This is a genomic window from Noviherbaspirillum autotrophicum, from assembly GCF_000818395.1.
GTDB classification, from domain to species: Bacteria; Pseudomonadota; Gammaproteobacteria; order Burkholderiales; family Burkholderiaceae_D; genus Noviherbaspirillum; species Noviherbaspirillum autotrophicum.
The window spans coordinates 670698-689102 of sequence record NZ_JWJG01000028.1 but is presented as its reverse complement, the minus strand read 5'-3'; the positions used below and the strand labels follow the sequence as shown (position 1 = coordinate 689102).

Sequence of the window (18405 nt, the reverse complement as noted above, 5' to 3'; positions counted from 1 at the left end):
CCGCCGTTATTCGGCGCTGCTTGCTTCTACTTTGCTTGCTTCGACATTGGCGCGCGTGACGCCGCGAATGACTTCCACCTGCGGACCTGGCGCCCGTTTGATGACTGCCGCGGCGCGCACCACCTTGCGCGCCTCCTTCGGCTCGGCCGGCTTTGCGCGTTGAACCGGCGCCGGCTCTGGCTTTGCAGCGACGGGCACCGCAGCCACGGCCAGCAGATCGCTGGCGCGCGCACCGGCAGTAGCGGCGGGCTTGCGATCGACTTGATTGCGCAGTACCAGCGAGAGGTTGCCGATGCTGCGCGCGAGGTCGAGCTTCTCGGCCTGTTCCGGCGTCACTTCGAGCGTCACCGCGCTGACGACCTTGGCCTTGGCCTCTTCGCGCACCACCTGTTCTTGCGCGACGGCCAGCACGAGGATCTGCTCCAGGACGATCTTGGAGACCGTCTTCTTTTGCGCGTCCTCGGCGTTGACCATGATGTCGACGTAGTTGCCGGGCAGCGCGAAGCCTGCGACGCCAACCACTTCATTCACTTTCACCGTCATCGCGCGCCGGCCTTCACCAATCACGGCCGACAGTCCTCCCTTGCTTCCGACAGGAGCAAGCTTGGTCTCAAGCACAGGCTCGCCGCGCAGGATATTGGTGTTGAGAACGCGTGTATCGAGTTGCTTGGGATCGGTGAATCCTCCCTTCACCACGCTCGATGCGGGCCAGTCCACGACTTGCAGAACGACCGGCGACAAGCGCGTTCCCACATCCAGGTCACGCGATGCCACCACCACCTTTGAGGTTGCGATGGCCGTTTGTCGCGCCACCCACTGTGCGGCGGTCAGCACCGCCCCTAGGCCGACCACGACCGACACGCCGATCATGGCCAATGCTCTTGCGTTCTTCATGTTCTCGTCCTTTCGTTTGCGCCGGGACTGCGCGCGGTAAGCCGCCCACGGGCGCTAAACAAGCACACCCGCGGTGTAAAAACGGACTGCCAAATACGTACCAACACCGCCTGCGATGGCCAGCGAATACGGCATGCGTTCCCCGCCGAGCGCCATGTCGCCTGCATTGGGCAGGCGCCCGCCAGCCACGCGCACTGCAGAGTGAAAGATGAACATTTTCAAGTTGCGCATGGTCTGCCCGAACGCGCCGGCATAGGCGCTGTAGACAAGCGCCAGCAAGCCGCCTGCGGCAAAGGCAAACAATGCGGAGAAAAAAGTGGTCTCGATACCGAGGAACGCGCCAGCGACCGCCATCAGCTTCACATCGCCGGCGCCCATCGCACGCAGCGCATACAGCGGCATTAACATCGCCAGTCCCATTCCCAGCCCGCCGAGCGATTGCGCCAGCCCGATGGAGCCCGGCAGAACGCTGCTCGCCAGGCCCGCCAATGCGCCGAAAATAATCACGCGATTAGGGATTCTTTTTGCACGAATGTCGTGGCACACACTGGCGGCGATGACACCGGCCAGGATGATGAGGCGTGCTGCGCTGATTTCCATTTTTTTCTTCTTCTATCGAGATGGCTCGTTGGGAACAAGCACGAGCGCAGCCATCTTTCGCTTTATATGAACAGCCAAGGAGAAAATCTTTCGCCCTGCCTTAGCTCCCTGGACCTCGCGCCGCGCTCAAGCGATGTCATCCTCCGTGAGATGACCTCGCCCGAACGGGTTAGGGATCGACATAACGAGATGCGACCCCGCTCGAAGATCGCTGCGTGAATTAGCCGCCAGTGCTAGGCGTGGAGATTCCACAGCTCGCTTTATCGCCGCCGATACACTTGCCGATTTTCTCGAACACGGTGTTCAGATTTGTGCCGATCGTCGATACGGCAGCCAGAATCACCACGGCGATCAACGCCGCAATCAGGCCGTACTCGATGGCGGTGGCGCCTTCTTCATCGTTCCAAAAGGCCTTCATTGCAGTCATCAGTTTCTTCATTTTTTTCTCCTGTTGTCTAACAAATCCGACGCATGGCGCCGGGCTCCGGCCCCGATGAAGCACGAGCTTCAGTGCAAGCTAATGAGTCTGTGCTTGCATCAGGTACGTCTTCATTCTTCGCGCTTTAGATGCGAAAGAGAATGACCCAGATCAACATTTTCTGGAGGAAAAATTCGTGCCTTGGAAGAGAAGAAAGGATACGCGCGATACATGTTTTAGCCTTTACTGGCGGGCTAAAACATGAAATTGGACGAAATTCTTATACGCGCTATTTAATTGCAGACATGTATTTTCAATGCCTCATCATGGATATGGACGCGTGTCGACATGTAGCGCGACAGCACGGCGTCATTCATCAATTTGTCGGGGTTCCATTGGATTCGAGCGCACGCGCATCGCGAGCAAGGATGCCCTGCGAAGGTTGAAGAAGGCGAAGCTGCGAATACCTGCAATGCCTGCGCGAGAAAAACTAGCAAATCATTTGTTGCACTCAGAAAGATGTGCCTGCGACGCGATGAATGGTGAGTGCAGCGAGACCAAGACGAGAAGCTTGGCCTGGTCTTCCGGCTGCGCATGGCAGCCTGTGCAACGAATGGCACCGGCACTGACCGAAAACCTGCGCGGTGTCAGGCCAGGCTCAGCAGGAAATTTACACGCGGGGCGGCAGGCACGTGCTGCCTATGACGTTGAACGCTCGCTTCTCTATCGAAAACAGGCCGTCCTCCCCTGCGCAGGCACACCTTGCGAAGTCACCGAATCGCATTGGCGGCAACTTTGAAATTGTCATCGTCGTCACCGGTACATCGCTGCTGGTCGTGTCGCTCCCCGGCAGCAATTCATGGAGAAGCATGGCGCACGGGCGTGCGCCGACCAGCGGCGCACTCTATCAAGCCGCCGTGACTTGCCCCTCCGGGCTCGCCGCAAGGGCATTGGCGGCGAGTTGTTTGGCGCGCCCGCGCGAAGGCGGCAGGCGGCGCAGCGTGCGCAGCGCGGAGAAATCCTTGAGTTCGATGGCGCGCTGGTCGACCGTGATCAAGCCGATTTCATTGAAGGCCGACAGCGTGCGGCTGACCGTCTCCAGCGTGAGGCCAAGATAGCTGCCGATTTCATGGCGCGTCATGCGCAGATTGAATTGGCGCCCCGAGTAACCCATCTCGGCAAACCGCTCCGACAGGTTCACCAGGAAGCGGGCCACGCGCGCTTCTGCCGACAGCGAGCCAAGCATGCTGACCATGGCCTGTTCGCGGATCAGCTCGCGGCTCATGACTGAATAGATCGCCGTTTCCAGCTCCGGATGCACCTTGCCGATCGACGTGAACTTCTTGAACGGCAGCAGGATGACGTCGCAGTTGGACAGCGCAACCGCTTCCGATTCGTAGCGCTTGCCGTGGATGCCGTCGACTCCGAACAGATCGCCCTTCATAGGGAAGCTGAGCACCTGCTCGTTGCCGAACACATCGATGGCCACCGTCTTGAGGAAACCGGAGTTGACGACATACAGCATGTCGAACGGCTGGCCGATGGTATGGATGCGCTGGCCGGCCTTGAACTGCACATGCTGGAACAGCGTGTCGTGCTGCCCGTAGGAGGCATCGTCGGGAATGCGCAGCAGGCTGCATACTTCCTTGAGCGTCGACCAGAGCCTGGACGTGCGCTGCAAGCCTGTGTCGGCAAGAATCGCCGGGTTGACCGATACGGAGGAAAAATCAGCGATGTGATTGTGCAAGGCGGGTCTCCTGATATTCTGATTGGACAGAGAGGGGTGAGATAGCGGAATGCCGATGCCGGGTTATCGATGGCACGCCGCAGAGCGACGCGCACCGTCGGCAACCCGATGCAGCAGTATCGCAATCCCGTGCCCGTTCCACCATCCGCATGCGGCTGAAAATCTCCGTCAGGGAAACAACGATCCGCGTAGGACATTTCCGAGATATGTCACGCCGGCATGCCACATGTGCGCATCCACACGATGGCATTTTGCTAATGCAGGTCCGGCACGCCCGCTGCCTCGCTGCCTCCCCAGCGGTTAATGCGTGACCAACTTCCAGTGAGCATCAGTTCCTCGATCTTGTCCGCCGGCAGCGGCGGGCTGAAGATGAAGCCTTGTGCGCTGGTACAGTCGCGCGCCTTCAGGTACGCCAGCTGCTCCGCTGTTTCCACGCCGCCGGCTCCGACCTTGATGCCGAGGTTGTGGGCCAGGCTGATGATGGCCGAGGCAATGGCGGAATCCTCGCGCCGGTGTGGCAAATGCTGCACGAAGGCCTTGTCGATTTTCAGCGCATCGATCTGGAAATCCTTCAAGTCCACCAGCGCGGTGGCGCCGGTGCCGAAATTGTCGATCGTCACGCGCATGCCGAGCGCGCGCAGCTCGGTCAGTTGCGCCTTGATTTCCGGATGCTGCGCCAGCAACGCTTCCGGCACTTCCAGCTCCAGGCTGGAGTAAGCGACTCCGGCGTCATCGGCGATGGAGGGAATCTTGGTGACGAACTTCGGATCGCGGAACTGGCGCGCCGAACAGTTGATCGACAGGCTCAACTCGCTCAAGCCATGCAGCTGCCATTCGCGCAATTGCCGGCAGGCGCGACGCAGCACCCACTCGCCGATCTCGACGATCAAGCCGCTGTCTTCGGCGATGTCCAAAAAGTCCTGCGGCAGCACCAGCTCCATCTCGGTCGCCTTCCAGCGCAGCAGCGCTTCCACCGTCGATATCTTCCAGCTGTCGAGTTCGACCTGCGGCAGGTAATGCAGCTCGAACTGGTCGTGCAGCAGCGCGCTGCGCAGGGCAGCCTCGCGGTCCTTCTTCCAGGCCTGCGCGGCAAACAGGTCGGGGGTGTAGAACTGATAGGTATGGCGTCCCGCGCTTTTCGCGCGATACAGCGCCAGGTCGGCGCGCTTGATCAGGTCGACCGAGTTGTGCGCGTCGCCCGGATACAGGCTGATGCCGATGCTGGTGCCGCTGATGACTTCGTGCGAATCGATCTGGTAAGGCCGGCCCATTTCGAGGATCAGCTTCCTGGCGAGGGTTTCGGACGCATCCGGTTGCGTGACATCCTTCTGGATGATCACGAATTCGTCGCCGCCCAGGCGCGCGACGAAATCGGTTTCGCGCACCGACGACAGGATGCGCAATGCCACTTCCTTGAGCAGCAGGTCGCCGGCGTGATGGCCGAGCGTGTCGTTGACTTGCTTGAAGCGATCCAGGTCGAGCAGCAGCACCGCCAGCGGCACGTCATTGCGCTCCGACAGCGCGATCGCCTTGTGCAGCTGGTTACTGAAATACACGCGGTTCGGCAGGCCGGTCAAGCCGTCGTGATTGGCGAGGAACTGCGTCTGCTCCTCGTCCAGGTGGCGCCGGGTCTGGTCGCGCATGATCTTCACGAAGCCGCGCAGCGTGCCGTCGTCGTGCCACAGCGGCGTGACCACGCCGGCGGCCCAAAAGCGCGTGCCGTCGCGCCGCAGGTGCCAGCGCTCGTCCTCGGCGCGGCCGACGTTCCTGGCTTCGTCCAGCTCATGTTGGGGCTCGCCGCCCTCCCGGTCTTCCGGCGTAAACAGGCGTGCGGCATTCTGGCCGACGGCTTCCTGCGCCGAAAAGCCGAACATGATTTGCGCACCGGAATTCCAGCTCAGGATGCCTCCGTCCGGATCCATCATCACGATGGCGTAATCGGTCGACGCCTCCACCAGCGCGCGGAAATCCTGCTGCGATTCGCGCAGCGCGCGCTCGGTCTGCCGGGCCTGCGTGATGTCGGTATTGATTTCGAGGTAACGCGACGGCCCCGACTCATTGACCTCCAGCGCCCACTGGCTGAACACGACGACTTCCTTGCCGGCCTTGCTGAAGTGGATCAGCTCGCCTTCCCAGTAGTGCTGCTCGCGCATGTTGGCGCGGATACGCTCGAGCGGCGTGGGGAATCGCGTTTTGAGCAGTACGTGGCTGACCGTGCCGGTCGCCTCGTCCTTGCTGTAGCCGTACAGCTTTTCCGCGCTGCGGTTCCAGTAGGTGATGACGTCGTCCATGGTGCGCACCATGATCGCGTCATGCGCCAGGTCGAGCAGGCTGGCCTGCTCCTGCAGGCGCCGCGCCTGCAGTGCGCTCTCTTCCGCGCGGCGGCGCAGTTCGGTCACGTCATGGAACACCACCACGCCGCCGGCCGGCGCGCCGCGCTCGTCGACCAGCGGGCGCGCATTGCAGCTGACCCAGACGTCGTCGGGCGAGGCGTCGTGGCAAACCAATGCCAGAAAGCCGTCGACCGCTTCGCCGCGCAGCGCGCGCGCCATCGGCCGCTCGCTCTCCGGGTATTCCGTCCTTCCATCCGGCTGCAGCAGGCGGAAGGAATGAAAGAACTGTTCCGGCGCATGGTCGGCCGGTTCGAGATGGAGCAGGCGCTGCGCGGCCGGATTGACCAGCACGAGCTGCCCGGACGGATCGGCCACGGCGACCGCGGCCGCCATGCTGTCGATGATCGAGCGGGTGATGTTGGCCTGGCGGCGTACTTCGTCTTCCAGTGCGCGGCGCTCCGAAATGTCGCGCAGCGAAGCAAAGAAGATCACCCGCTCGGACGTGCGGATCGGCGTGACCGCCAGTTCGACCGGAATTTCGTGCTGGTCTTTGTGGCAGGCGGAAATTTCGACGCGGCGATTCAGGAAGCGCCCGCTGCCGTGGGCCAGGTAGCGCCGGACGCCTTCCAGATGGGCGGCGCGGTAGCGCTGCGGAATGATGGTGTCGGCCAGCGGGCGGCCAAGCACTTCCTGCTTGCTCCAGCCAAAGGTTTTTTCCGCCTGCACGCTCCAGTCGAGGATCTGGCTTTGCTGATCGATGGCGATGAATGCGTCGAGGGCATTGTCGAGAATCAGGCGATAGAGGTTTTCAGCCTGTTGTGCCTCTTGGAACAAAAGTTTCATGAATGGGTCGTCACCGCCGCGTGCACACAGATAACGATCTGACATCGTTGCACCGGCCAAGTTTCGCGGGGAAATCCCGACCGCCGTTTTGCAACCGCCGATCACTCAAGCAAAACAACCATCTATATGACGTAACGCAGACCGCGCTGCCTTTGCTGCGGCGCGGCGAAACCGAGCAACTTTTTTCATGTCTATTACCAGACAATCCATTGGGCATGACGCGCCATGTTCCTCGACAAAACCGTACGTGACATCCCGGCCCGCTACCGGGAACTGGCGGGCATCCTGGACCAAGTGCCTGCTGGCATCCTGATGGCGGAAAGCGGGTCGGGGAAACTGCTTTTCATGAACCGAGCCGGAGCGGCGCTACTGGGAAATCCGATTGCCGTTGATCACCACAGCAATGACGAGGCGGCGCGCTATCGCGCGATCCATGAGAATGGCACGCCCTATACTCCTGACGAATATCCCATGGCGCGGGCCTTGCAGGGCGAAACGGTGTACTCGAAAGAAATGTTGTATGTGCGTAGCGACGGCAGCCGCGGTTGCCTGCGCGTCGCCGCGTCTCCGGTGAAAGATGGTCAGGGCCGCACGATCAGGGCGATCGAAATGCTGAGCGACGTGTCGCTTGAATGGCAGGCGCGCATGACGGGGCAGCAACAGGCCCAGAAGCGGCTGGCCGACGCCGAAACCAAGCTGCGGCTGGCGACCGAGATTGCCGGGCTCGGCTTCTGGGAATGGGATATCCGCAGCAACGACATGTATTTCTCGCCGCAATGGAAGCGCCATCTCGGCTATCGCGACGAAGAGCTGCCGAACCGCTACGAGGAATGGGAGTCGCGCATGCACCCGGCCGACCGCGCGCGCGTGCTGGCCGGGCTGGAAGCCGAGCTCAAGCGCGGCGGCACCGACTACCATGTGCAGTTCCGGCTGCAGCATCGCGACGGCTCCTACCGCTGGATCGAGGCCAAGGCGCAGATCCAGCGCGACGAGCAGGGGCAGCCGCAGCGCATGGTCGGCACCCACATTGACATTTCCGACCACAAGGAGCGCGAGGAACAGGTGCGGTTGATCGCGCAGCATGACCGCCTGACCGGCCTGCCCAACCGCGCATTGACGTTCGAACTGGCCGAGCAGTCGCTGTCGGCGGCGCACCGCAACGGCAAGATGTGCGCCATGCTGTTCGTCGACCTCGACGGCTTCAAGCCGATCAACGACATCTACGGCCATCACATCGGCGACGAAGTGCTCAAGGAGGTTGCGCTGCGCCTGAAGGGCGCGTTTCGCGCGCAGGACACGGTCGGGCGCATCGGCGGCGACGAATTCCTGATTGCCCTCACCCAGCTCGACGCCGCGCAGGGCGCGGTGCATGCGGCGGCCCATGCGCTGCACCAGCTCAGCCTGCCGTATCACATCGGCGACCTGGTGCTGCATTCGTCGCCCAGCATCGGCATCAGCCTGTATCCGCGCGACGGCGCCGACATCGAGACGCTGGTGCGGCATGCCGACGCCGCCATGTATGACGTCAAGCAGCACGGCAAGGCGGGTTACCGCTTTTACAGCAACAACGGCACCATGCAGCCGGACACGATGCAGCTGCAGCACCGCCTGCACGAAAGCATGGCGCACCAGAGCCTGCAGCTGTATTTCCAGCCGATGGTGAACCTGTCCACGCAGCGCGTGATCGCCGCCGAAGCGCTGCTGCGCTGGCCGACGCCGCAAGGCGTGACGATGTCGCCCGACATGTTCGTGGCGATTGCCGAGCAAAGCGGTTTCCTCGACGAGCTGAGCAACTGGGTGCTGCAGACCGCCTGCGCGCAGCATGACGAGTGGAAGCAGCAAGGCTTGCCCGCGATCGACATCGGCATCAACCTGTCGCCGTCCCAGCTGCGCGAAGCCGGGCTGCCGGATGCGATCCTGCAGCAGATCGCGCGCTGTCCGATCGATCCGGCCCACCTCTGGATCGAAATCAGCGACCGCACCCTGAATGGCGGCACGCCCTACACGCTGGCCGCCCTCGACCGTCTCAAGGCGCTGGGCGTGCGCATCACGCTCGACGACTTCGGCGTCGGCCACTCGCCCCTGGAACGGCTGAGCCGGCTGCCGTTCGACCGGGTCAAGATCGACCATACGCTGATCATGGCGCTGCCGCACGACAAAGCGAGCGCCGCGGTGACCGAAGCCGCCATTTCGTTCGGCAATTCGCTCGGCATCGAAGTGGTGGCCGAAGGGCTGGAGTCGCAGCAAGTGCTCCAGTTCCTGCAGGAGCACCATTGTCATTGCGCGCAAGGATTTTATCTGGCCAGGCCAATGCCCGGCGCACAGTTCGCGGAGTGGTACCGCCATGCCGGATTACATTAGGCCCACCCACAATGCCGCACCGTGTTCATCCCGACGATCGGGGAGTTCGCCGTAAGCGGCGCGGCCTCCCCGCCTGGAGAAAAGCATGGACAGAGCCCGTCCCCTCTTCAACGCCGACAGCCCCGCCGGCCAGCACGCAGCGCCGCACTTCGCCCAAGTGCCGTGGACCGTGCCCGACATCGAGCCGCCGGCCACCATCGACCGCCTGCTGCACGCCACCACCGGACGCGTCACCGGCGGCCTGTCGCCGGTGAGCCTGGCGCTGGCGTATGCCGACTGGGCGCTGCACCTTGCGGAGTCACCCGGCAAGTGGCAGCGCCTGGCGGAAAAGGCGGTGCGCAAGACAGCCCGCTTCAACATCTATGCGGCGCACGTACTGAGCAACGCCGAGACCGAACCCTGCATCGAGCCCTTGCCGCAAGACCGACGCTTTCGCAACGAGGCGTGGCGGCGCTGGCCGTTCAACCTGATTTACCAGGGCTTCCTGCTGCACCAGCAGTGGTGGCACAACGTCACCACCGGACTGGGCGGCGTGTCGCCGCATCATGAACAGGTGGTGTCGTTCGTGGCGCGCCAGTTGCTCGACATGGTGTCGCCGGTAAACTTCATCGCGACCAATCCGGAAGTGCTGGATGCGACCGCGCGCGAAGGCGGGCGCAACCTGCTGCGCGGCGCCATGAATTTCATCGAGGATCTGGAGCGCAGCGTCGGCGACAAGCCGCCGCTGGGCACCGAGGATTTCCAGCCCGGCAAGCAGGTGGCGCTCACCAGGGGCCAGGTGGTGTACCGCAACCGCCTGGTCGAACTGATCCAGTATTCCGCCGCCACGCCCGAAGTGCATGCGGAACCGGTGCTGATCGTGCCGGCCTGGATCATGAAGTACTACATCCTCGACCTGTCACCGCACAACTCGCTGGTGAAATACCTGGTCGAGCGCGGCCATACCGTGTTCATGATTTCGTGGCATAACCCGACCGAGCACGACCGCGACCTCGACATGGAAGACTACCTGCGCCTGGGCGTGCTGGAAGCGCTCAACGCGGTGCAGGCGATCGTGCCCGGCAAGAAGATCAACACGGTCGGCTACTGCATCGGCGGCACCCTGCTGTCGATGGCCGCCGCCTACATGGCGCAGGTGGGCGACGAACGCCTGAACACGATCACGCTCCTGGCCGCGCAGACCGATTTCACCGAGGCCGGCGAACTGATGCTGTTCATCGACGACAGCCAGCTGAATTATCTGGAAGACATCATGTGGAAGCAGGGCTATCTCGACAACCGCCAGATGGCCGGCGCCTTCCAGCTGCTGCGCTCGCACGACCTGGTGTGGTCGCTGGTGGTGCGGCAGTACCTGCTGGGCGGACGCCAGACCCTGACCGACCTGATGGCGTGGAACGCCGACGCCACGCGCATGCCCTACCGCATGCACAGTGAATACCTGCACCGGCTCTTCTTGCGCAACGACCTGTTCGCGGGGCGCTACAAGATCAACGGCAGGACGATTTCGCTGGGCGACATCAGCGCGCCGATGTTCGCGGTGGCGACCGAGACCGACCACGTCGCGCCGTGGAAGTCGGTCTACAAGATCAACCTGATCGCCGACCCCGACGTGACCTTCCTGCTCACCAATGGCGGGCACAACGCCGGCATCGTCAGCCAGCCCGGCCACACGGGCCGGCACTACCGGGTGGCGCACCGCCCGTCCGGCACCAACTACATCGATCCAGAAACCTGGTTCCTGTCCAATCCCCAGATCGAGGGATCGTGGTGGCCGACCTGGGTCGACTGGCTGGAGCGGCATGCGAGCGGCCAGAGCGCGCCGCCGACCATGGGCGCGCCGCACAAGGGATATGCGCCGCTGATGGCCGCGCCCGGCAGTTACGTGCTGGAGCGCTGAAGCGCTGAAGCGCAAGCAGGCTAACGCCCTCTCCGCGCAGGAGAGGGTCCCCCATTGCACGCTCTTGCCTGCGGTTGTGCGCGGGCGGCCTGGCCAACGCATTGCATGGCGTAAATGAGACAGCATGCAAAAATTTTACCGATTCGGGATAGAATAGAAAAAATAGCCTAAATGAAATAAAAAATAGTACCTGTCCGACCGTCTTGTGCGGCGCAAAAAAACAGGACTGAGACAAAGCCCTCGCACTTACGGATTCGATAAAACCCTTCCATGCTGAACCCGCCCAGTACCCTCCTCCGGCCCGATGTGGCCGGCGTCATGCTGCCGCACAGTCGGGGAGCGTAACTATCATGGAAGCGCTGCTCAAGCACCTGATCGACATCACCTGCCAGCGCGACCACGCGCTGCTGGATAGCTCGGTGGCGTCGGCGTTGCATGAGCTGGTCGGCGCCAAGCAGGTGCGGGTGCACGAATTGTTCCGTTTTCGCGACGAACTGTTCGTCCGTCCGCGGGTGTGGATCCAGGATGGCGAGGTGGTGTCGGTCGAGGACAGCCTGACGGCCGATCATTCCGGCGAGGCGATCAGCAAGTATCCGACGCTGGTCGACAGCATCAAGGACCGCAAGACCTGCGTGGAAGAGACCAGCGCCGCCGGCGATCACATCCTGTGGCTGCCGGTCTGGCTCAACGACAAGGTCAGCACCTGCATCGAGGTGATCAATTCGGCGCCGTACAGCGGCGAGACGCTGCACATGATCGAAGGGATCATGTGCGTGTACCGCAATTACCAGAACATTCTCGACTACTCCGAGCGCGATTCGCTCACCGGCTTGCTCAACCGGAAAACCTTCGACGAAAAATTTTCCAAGCTGCTGGCCAGCAGCAGCTCCGATGTCACGCCGGGAAACCAGGAAGACCGGCGCCACCACAACACCGACGGCATCGGCCAGTGGCTGGCAGTGGTCGACATCGACCACTTCAAGCGCGTCAACGACCAGTTCGGCCATCTGTACGGCGACGAGGTGCTGATTTTGGTCGCCAACCTGCTGCGCTCGTCGTTCCGCTCGCAAGACCGCGTATTCCGGTTCGGCGGCGAGGAGTTCGTGGTGCTGTTGCGCTCGACCACCCTGGAGCAGGCGCGCCATATCTTCGAGCGCTTCCGCGCCAACGTCGAAAAGCATGAATTCCCGCAGGTGGGAAAGGTGACGGTCAGCGTGGGCTTTGCCAGCATTTCGAACGAATCGCCGGTCGTCATCCTCGGGCACGCCGACCAGGCGCTGTACTACGCCAAGGAAAACGGCCGCAACCGCGTGTGCCACTACGACGAACTCGTCAGCAGCGGCTTGCTGCATTCGGAAGTGTCGAACGACGAAGTCGAATTCTTCTGATTTTCAGCCGGCGGCCGGCGCGCATTGCGCCGTGCCCGTCGCGCGTTCAGCGGGCGTCCGCCCTTTTTGACGGTCTTTTCTCTTCACGCAGCTTCTCGATTGCGCGGTTCAGCCTTGCCATGACCTCGTGCGGCACATCCTTGCTGCAGACGATGTAGCGGTTCAACCCGCGCGGCATGTCGGGGAAATCGATCTGCACCGCCGCGCGCATGGCGTCGTCGCGTTCGCGCACGTATTCGTAGTCGTCGCGGTCGATGAACATGAAGGATACCCGGCCGGCGGCGACGCTGCGCGTCATCAACGCCGGACTGACCGTCTTGCGGTCGACCTGATTCTGCGTAGCCCTGATCATGCCGTCGAGTTGCGGTCCGTAGGAAACGCCATCAACCACGCCCAGCGTCAAGCCGCGGTCGGTCAGCAGTGAAGCGAGGCTGCCGTGCGAGCGCACCTGTTTGAGCGCATCGGGCGCGACCAGCAGCGTGTGCGGCCGGTCGGTATGGAACGGTTCGGAAAACTGCACGAGGGCTTCGCGCTCCGGCAACTTGTACCAGCCGATCGAACAATAGGAAGACGCGCCGCCGGCAAAGTTGGACCAGATGCGCTTGGCCGGCTCTTCCACGAATTGGGAGGGAACGTCGGCGCTGTCGAACACCTGCCGCGCGCGCTTGAGCAGAAAGCCCTGCTCGACCCCATTTTCCATGTAATGGTACGGCGCCTTGTCGCGCCAGGCCACGGTAATCGGGGCCGCCGGCGCAGGCGCGGCCGACGACAGCGCCGGGATCGACAGGAAAAACAGGGCGGCTGCGGCAGACTTCATACTCGATGGACGCTGGAAGGAACGTACATCGACTATAGCAGCCGCCCATTCAAACGCCAACGTCAGTGCAGCGCGCGCTTTACCGTCGCCATCATCGCCCCCGCGATCATCAGCAGCCCGCCGGAGGCGCGGTTGCTCGCCTTGACGAAGCGCGCATTGGCGGTAAAGCGCTGCGTGGTGCTGCCCAGCCAGGCATACAGGCTGTAGGCCATCAGGTCGAGCGCGATGGTGGTCGCGCCGAACACCAGCATCTGCATGCCGACCGAGCGGGCCGGGTCGACGAACTGCGGCAGCAGCGCCACGAAGTACAGCAATGCCTTCGGATTGGACAGCTCGACCACGACCGCTTGCCAGAACGCGCGCGGGCCGCTAAGGGCATGGGCGGCGTTAGCGCTCACTGTCAGCGCGCTGGCCTTGCTGCGCATGGCGGCGATCCCGAGATAGAACAGGTAGGCGACGCCGGCCCATTTGATAATGGAAAACAGCGTGCCGCTGGCCACGATTAGCGCCGCAATGCCGGTGGCCGACAGCGCGAAGTAGATCGCGTTGGCCAGCGCAATGCCGGCCACCGCCCAGTACGAGCGCCGCAGGCCGTTCGAGATGCCCTGCGTGACGATCAATAGCGCGGCCGGCCCGGGCGTCAGGCACACCACCGCAGTGGTCACGAGAAAAATCAGGTAAGTGTCCCAGTTCATTGCGTGCTCCCTTGTTGATTTGTGAATAGTGTATGCATCACAAACACGTGTTTGAATGGATAATGCAAGGAAAAATCTTCAGTTAACCTTTGATTTCATCGAAATAGGGAGCGCATGCCGTGAAAATCGAATTCGACGCAATGGACGGGAAAATCCTGGAAATCCTGCAGGCCGACGCCCGCACCACGCTGGCCGAAATCGGGCGGCGCATCCACATGAGCCAGCCGGCGGTAGCCGAGCGGGTCAAGCGCATGGAAGCGGCCGGCGTCATCGAGGGCTATCACGCACGCGTGAATCCGGCCGCGCTCGGCTACGGCATGACTGCCTTCATCCGCGTGTCTCGGCGCAGCCATGAAACGCCGGTCGAGGTGGTGGCCGCGCAGGTGCCGCAGATTATCGAATGCCACTCGATCACCGGCGACGACTGCAGCATCGTCAAAGTCGTCGCTTCCTCGGTATCCGAGCTGGAAAAAGTGATCCTCGAACTGACGCGCTGCGGCATCACCTCCACGTCCCTGATCCTGTCGTCCTGCATCGAGCGCAAGGCGATCAAGCCGGTTCTTTGAGGCGATGGAGGGCGTTTTGCGCCCTCCACGCCATTTCCCGTTTGCGCTGGCTGCGCAATCGACATAAACTTGCAGCATAGCGTTTTGACATCCGAACCGCTGTAACGACCGCTACCCCTGGTCCTGCAGCCTGGCTCCACCCCGCCTTACCCGGCGCTTCAAGCCAAGCTGCTATCCGAACAACAACTTTGGAGACATCATGCAAGCTGACACAGCAGCCACCCCGGCTGGGCTGTCTGCCGCCTCCGGCGCAACGCCCCACGCCCCCCTCGCCCCCGTTTCCCTCGACGACAAGTACACCTCGACTTCCGGCCTGATCTTCATTTCCGGTATCCAGGCACTGGTGCGCCTGCCGCTGATGCAGCGCCAGCGCGACCTGGCCGCCGGACTGAACACCGCCGGCTTCATCTCCGGCTACCGCGGCTCGCCGCTGGGCGGCCTCGATGAAAACCTGTGGAAGGCGCAGAAACTGCTGGAACAGAACCACATCAGGTTCGTGCCCGGCGTGAACGAGGATCTGGCAGCCACGTCGGTCTGGGGCACCCAAACGGTCGACCTGATCGGCCCGGCCAAGTACGACGGCGTATTCGCGATGTGGTACGGCAAGGGCCCGGGCGTGGACCGCTGCGGCGACGTGTTCAAGCACATGAACCATGCCGGCACCGCCAAACACGGCGGCGTGCTGCTGGTGGCCGGCGACGACCACGGCGCGTATTCGTCGACGCTGCCGCACCAGTCCGACCATATCTTTGCAGCATGCATGATTCCCGTTCTATACCCGTGCAATGTGCAGGAATACCTCGACCTCGGGCTGCATGCGTGGGCGATGTCGCGCTACTCGGGATGCGCGGTCGGCTTCAAGGCGCTGGCCGACACGGTCGAATCGACCGCTTCGGTCGATGCCGATCCGTTCCGCCTGAAAATCGTTTATCCGACCGACTTCGTGATGCCGGAAGGCGGGCTGAACACGCGGCTGTCGACCGACACGCTCGGCATCCAGGCGCGCAAGCAGGAAGCGCTGATGCAGGACTACAAGATCTACGCGGCGCTGGCCTATGCGCGCGCCAACAAGCTCAATCACACCACCATCGACAGCCCGAAGGCGAAACTCGGCATCATCGCGTCCGGCAAGTCGTATCTGGATGTGCTGGAAGCGATGGAAGAACTCGGCATCGATGACAGGATGGCGGCCGAGATCGGCATCCGCGTCTACAAGGTGTCAATGCCGTGGCCGCTGGAGCCGGACGGCGTGCGCGAATTCGCGCAGGGACTCGATGAAATCCTGGTGGTGGAGGAAAAGCGCCAGATCGTCGAATACCAGCTGAAAGAACAGCTGTACAACTGGCGCGACGACGTGCGCCCGCGCGTGATCGGCAAGTTCGACGAAAAAGGCGAATGGGTGCATCCGCGCGGCGACTGGCTGCTGGCGCCGAAAGCCGATTTTTCGATCGCGCAGATCGCGCGCGTGATTGCTGCGCGTATTGCGCGCTTCCACACCAGCGACCTGATCAAGGCGCGCCTGGCCTTCCTGGAAGCAAAGGACAAGGTCTTGACCAAGGCGGTCAACACGCCGCCACGCCCGGCGTTCTACTGTTCCGGCTGCCCGCACAATGCCTCGACCCGTGTCCCGGAAGGCAGCTTCGCGCTGGCCGGCATTGGCTGCCACGTGATGGCGACCGCGATCTACCCCGAGCACAACAAGCTCACCACCCACATGGGCGGCGAAGGCGCGCCGTGGATCGGACAGGCGGCGTTTTCCAAGGTGCCGCATGTGTTCCAGAACCTGGGCGACGGCACCTATTTTCATTCCGGCTATCTGGCGATCCGCGCTGCGATCGCGGCCAACGTCAATATCACCTACAAGATCCTGTACAACGACGCGGTCGCAATGACCGGCGGCCAGCCAGTGGACGGGATCACGTCGGTGCCGATGATCGCGCAGCAGATGGCGGCCGAAGGCGTCAAACGCATCGCGCTGGTGACCGAGGACCTTTCCCGCTATGCCGACCGCTCGGCGCTGCCGGCGATCGTCAGCCTGCACGACCGCAAGGAGCTCGATGCGGTGCAGCGCGAACTGCGCGAGGTGCAAGGCGTGTCGGTGCTGATCTACGACCAGACCTGCGCGGCCGAGAAGCGCCGGCGCCGCAAGAAAGGCGAATATCCCGACCCGGCGCAACGCTTGTTCATTAATGACGCGGTATGCGAAGGCTGCGGCGATTGCGGCGTGCAGTCGAACTGCACGTCGATCCTGCCTCTCGAAACCGAGTTCGGCCGCAAGCGCAGCATCGACCAGTCGTCGTGCAACAAGGATTACTCATGCGTGAAAGGTTTCTGCCCGAGCTTCGTGACGGTCGAAGGCGGCACGCTGAGGAAATCGACTACAGGCACCGCCAAACAGGACGATTTCGGCCCCCTGCCCGATCCCGTGCTGCCGGCCTGCGATGCGCCGTACAACATCCTGTTGAACGGCATCGGCGGCACCGGCGTCATCACCATCGGCGCGCTGATCGGCATGGCCGCGCACCTGGAAGGCAAGGGCGTGTCGGTGCTCGACATGACCGGCATGTCGCAGAAAAACGGCTCGGTCACCTCGCACATCCGCATTGCGCGCGTGCCGGGCACGATCCGTGCGCAACGCATCGCCACCGGCGAAGCGGACCTGGTGCTGGGCGGCGACATGCTGACCGCCGGCGCGCAGGATGCCATTTCCAAGATGCGCGCAGGGCGCACTCGGGCAGTCATCAACACGCACCGACAACCAACCGGCCATTTCACCAGGAACCCGGACTGGCAATTTCCGTTCGAGCAGGTACGTTCGCTGATCAACGAATCGGTGGCCGAGCGCGCCGACTACATCGACGCCACGCGCCTGGCCACCGCGCTGATGGGCGACGCGATTGCGACCAACCTGTTCATGCTCGGCTTCGCGTACCAGAAAGGCGCGCTGCCGTTGTCGGAGGCGGCCTTGCTGCGCGCAATCGAATTGAACGGCGTGGCGATCGAATCGAACAAGAAGAGCTTCCTGTGGGGCCGGCGCGCGGCGGCGGACCTGGCGCGGGTGGAGCGCATCGCCACGCCCGCGCAGCCGGTCTTACTGCAGATGCCGCAGACGCTCAACGGACTGATCGCGCGCCGCATCGCCTTCCTCACCGCGTATCAGGACGCAGCCTATGCGGCGCGCTACGAAGCGCTGGTCAATACGGTGCACAAAGCAGAAAGCGCGCTGGGCGCAGGCGACCGGCTCACACGCGCGGTGGCGAAATCCTACTTCAAGCTGATGGCGTACAAGGATGAATACGAAGTCGCCCGCCTGTACACCGACGGCACGTTCATCAACAAGCTCAAGCAGCAGTTCGAGGGCGAGTTCACGCTGACGTTCAACCTCGCGCCGCCCCTGTTCGCGAAGAAGGATGCGAACGGCGTCCCGGTCAAAGCGCAGTACGGCGCCTGGATGTGGCACGGATTCCGGCTGCTGGCGAAGCTGAAGAAGCTGCGCGGCACGCGCTTTGACGTGTTCGGTTATAGCGCCGAGCGCCGCATGGAACGGCGCCTGATCGACGAATACCGGGTGACGGTGCTGTCGCTGCTCGATGGCCTGCGCGCGGATAATCTGGCAATGGCGGCGGAGATTGCAGCCTTGCCGGAGAAGATACGCGGTTTCGGCCATGTGAAGGCAAAGGCGGTCGGGCAAGTCCGGGCGGAACAGGAGGCGCTCCTGCAGAAATTCGCGCCGCAGTCCGGCTTGCCGCACGCGGCCTGACGCCCCATACCTCCGATACGCCCTGATGCGGCAACGCATCAGGGCGCGGGCGAACCTGTGCCTTCACGCCATAAATGTCGCTACAC

Annotated in this window: 12 protein-coding genes; 5 read left to right on the top strand and 7 right to left on the bottom strand. The window is 62.8% G+C overall.

Annotated features, from left to right (window positions below; translation table 11 throughout):
* Positions 1–6: 6 nt before the first annotated feature.
* From cpaB to TSA66_RS25370, 5 genes are all read right to left on the bottom strand, one after another.
* Entirely contained in the window at positions 7–894 is an 888-nt protein-coding gene (gene cpaB, locus TSA66_RS04385; protein WP_040039136.1) for a Flp pilus assembly protein CpaB, read from the bottom strand.
* A 54-nt stretch (positions 895–948) separates the two neighbouring features.
* Positions 949–1494, bottom strand: a complete 546-nt coding sequence (locus tag TSA66_RS04380) for an A24 family peptidase (protein WP_040039135.1) — start codon at positions 1492–1494, stop codon at positions 949–951.
* 220 nt (positions 1495–1714) lie between these two features.
* Positions 1715–1933 (bottom strand): Flp family type IVb pilin, encoded by a 219-nt coding sequence (locus TSA66_RS04375; RefSeq protein ID WP_040039134.1) that lies wholly within the window; start codon positions 1931–1933, stop codon positions 1715–1717.
* Between the two features lie 886 nt (positions 1934–2819).
* Positions 2820–3659: a Crp/Fnr family transcriptional regulator gene (locus tag TSA66_RS04365; protein ID WP_232429406.1), complete on the bottom strand. Its 840-nt coding sequence runs from the start codon at positions 3657–3659 to the stop codon at positions 2820–2822.
* A gap of 254 nt (positions 3660–3913) precedes the next feature.
* Positions 3914–6835, bottom strand: coding sequence for a sensor domain-containing protein (locus TSA66_RS25370; RefSeq protein ID WP_052452102.1), 2922 nt, complete (start codon positions 6833–6835; stop codon positions 3914–3916).
* Positions 6836–7060: 225 nt separating this feature from the next.
* Here TSA66_RS25370 and TSA66_RS04355 point away from each other — a divergent pair, with 225 nt between their 5' ends.
* From TSA66_RS04355 to TSA66_RS04345, 3 genes are all read left to right on the top strand, one after another.
* Positions 7061–9196: a putative bifunctional diguanylate cyclase/phosphodiesterase gene (locus TSA66_RS04355; protein ID WP_040039132.1), complete on the top strand. Its 2136-nt coding sequence runs from the start codon at positions 7061–7063 to the stop codon at positions 9194–9196.
* Between the two features lie 85 nt (positions 9197–9281).
* Positions 9282–11093: a PHA/PHB synthase family protein gene (locus TSA66_RS04350; protein ID WP_084199280.1), complete on the top strand. Its 1812-nt coding sequence runs from the start codon at positions 9282–9284 to the stop codon at positions 11091–11093.
* A gap of 350 nt (positions 11094–11443) precedes the next feature.
* Positions 11444–12481, top strand: a complete 1038-nt coding sequence (locus TSA66_RS04345; RefSeq protein ID WP_040039131.1) for a GGDEF domain-containing protein — start codon at positions 11444–11446, stop codon at positions 12479–12481.
* A gap of 46 nt (positions 12482–12527) precedes the next feature.
* On the opposite strand, the gene TSA66_RS04340 is transcribed toward TSA66_RS04345, so the two are convergent.
* Together TSA66_RS04340 and TSA66_RS04335 are read right to left on the bottom strand one after the other, a co-directional pair.
* Complete coding sequence (locus tag TSA66_RS04340) at positions 12528–13298, bottom strand: substrate-binding periplasmic protein (protein WP_040039130.1); 771 nt, start codon at positions 13296–13298, stop codon at positions 12528–12530.
* A 62-nt stretch (positions 13299–13360) separates the two neighbouring features.
* Positions 13361–13993, bottom strand: coding sequence for a LysE family translocator (locus TSA66_RS04335; protein WP_040039129.1), 633 nt, complete (start codon positions 13991–13993; stop codon positions 13361–13363).
* 119 nt (positions 13994–14112) lie between these two features.
* Between TSA66_RS04335 and TSA66_RS04330 the strand changes: the two genes are divergently transcribed.
* Positions 14113–14559 (top strand): Lrp/AsnC family transcriptional regulator, encoded by a 447-nt coding sequence (locus TSA66_RS04330; protein WP_198358710.1) that lies wholly within the window; start codon positions 14113–14115, stop codon positions 14557–14559.
* A gap of 199 nt (positions 14560–14758) precedes the next feature.
* Entirely contained in the window at positions 14759–18319 is a 3561-nt protein-coding gene (locus TSA66_RS04325; RefSeq protein ID WP_040039128.1) for an indolepyruvate ferredoxin oxidoreductase family protein, read from the top strand.
* Positions 18320–18405 lie beyond the last annotated feature (86 nt).

Coding starts and splice junctions, on each gene's coding strand:
- TSA66_RS25370 (WP_052452102.1), bottom strand. CDS start 6,835: ATGAAACTTTTGTTCCAAGAGGCACAACAGGCTGAAAACCTCTATCGC.
- TSA66_RS04325 (WP_040039128.1), top strand. CDS start 14,759: ATGCAAGCTGACACAGCAGCCACCCCGGCTGGGCTGTCTGCCGCCTCC.
- cpaB (WP_040039136.1), bottom strand. CDS start 894: ATGAAGAACGCAAGAGCATTGGCCATGATCGGCGTGTCGGTCGTGGTC.
- TSA66_RS04345 (WP_040039131.1), top strand. CDS start 11,444: ATGGAAGCGCTGCTCAAGCACCTGATCGACATCACCTGCCAGCGCGAC.
- TSA66_RS04340 (WP_040039130.1), bottom strand. CDS start 13,298: ATGAAGTCTGCCGCAGCCGCCCTGTTTTTCCTGTCGATCCCGGCGCTG.
- TSA66_RS04350 (WP_084199280.1), top strand. CDS start 9,282: ATGGACAGAGCCCGTCCCCTCTTCAACGCCGACAGCCCCGCCGGCCAG.
- TSA66_RS04375 (WP_040039134.1), bottom strand. CDS start 1,933: ATGAAGAAACTGATGACTGCAATGAAGGCCTTTTGGAACGATGAAGAA.
- TSA66_RS04380 (WP_040039135.1), bottom strand. CDS start 1,494: ATGGAAATCAGCGCAGCACGCCTCATCATCCTGGCCGGTGTCATCGCC.
- TSA66_RS04355 (WP_040039132.1), top strand. CDS start 7,061: ATGTTCCTCGACAAAACCGTACGTGACATCCCGGCCCGCTACCGGGAA.
- TSA66_RS04335 (WP_040039129.1), bottom strand. CDS start 13,993: ATGAACTGGGACACTTACCTGATTTTTCTCGTGACCACTGCGGTGGTG.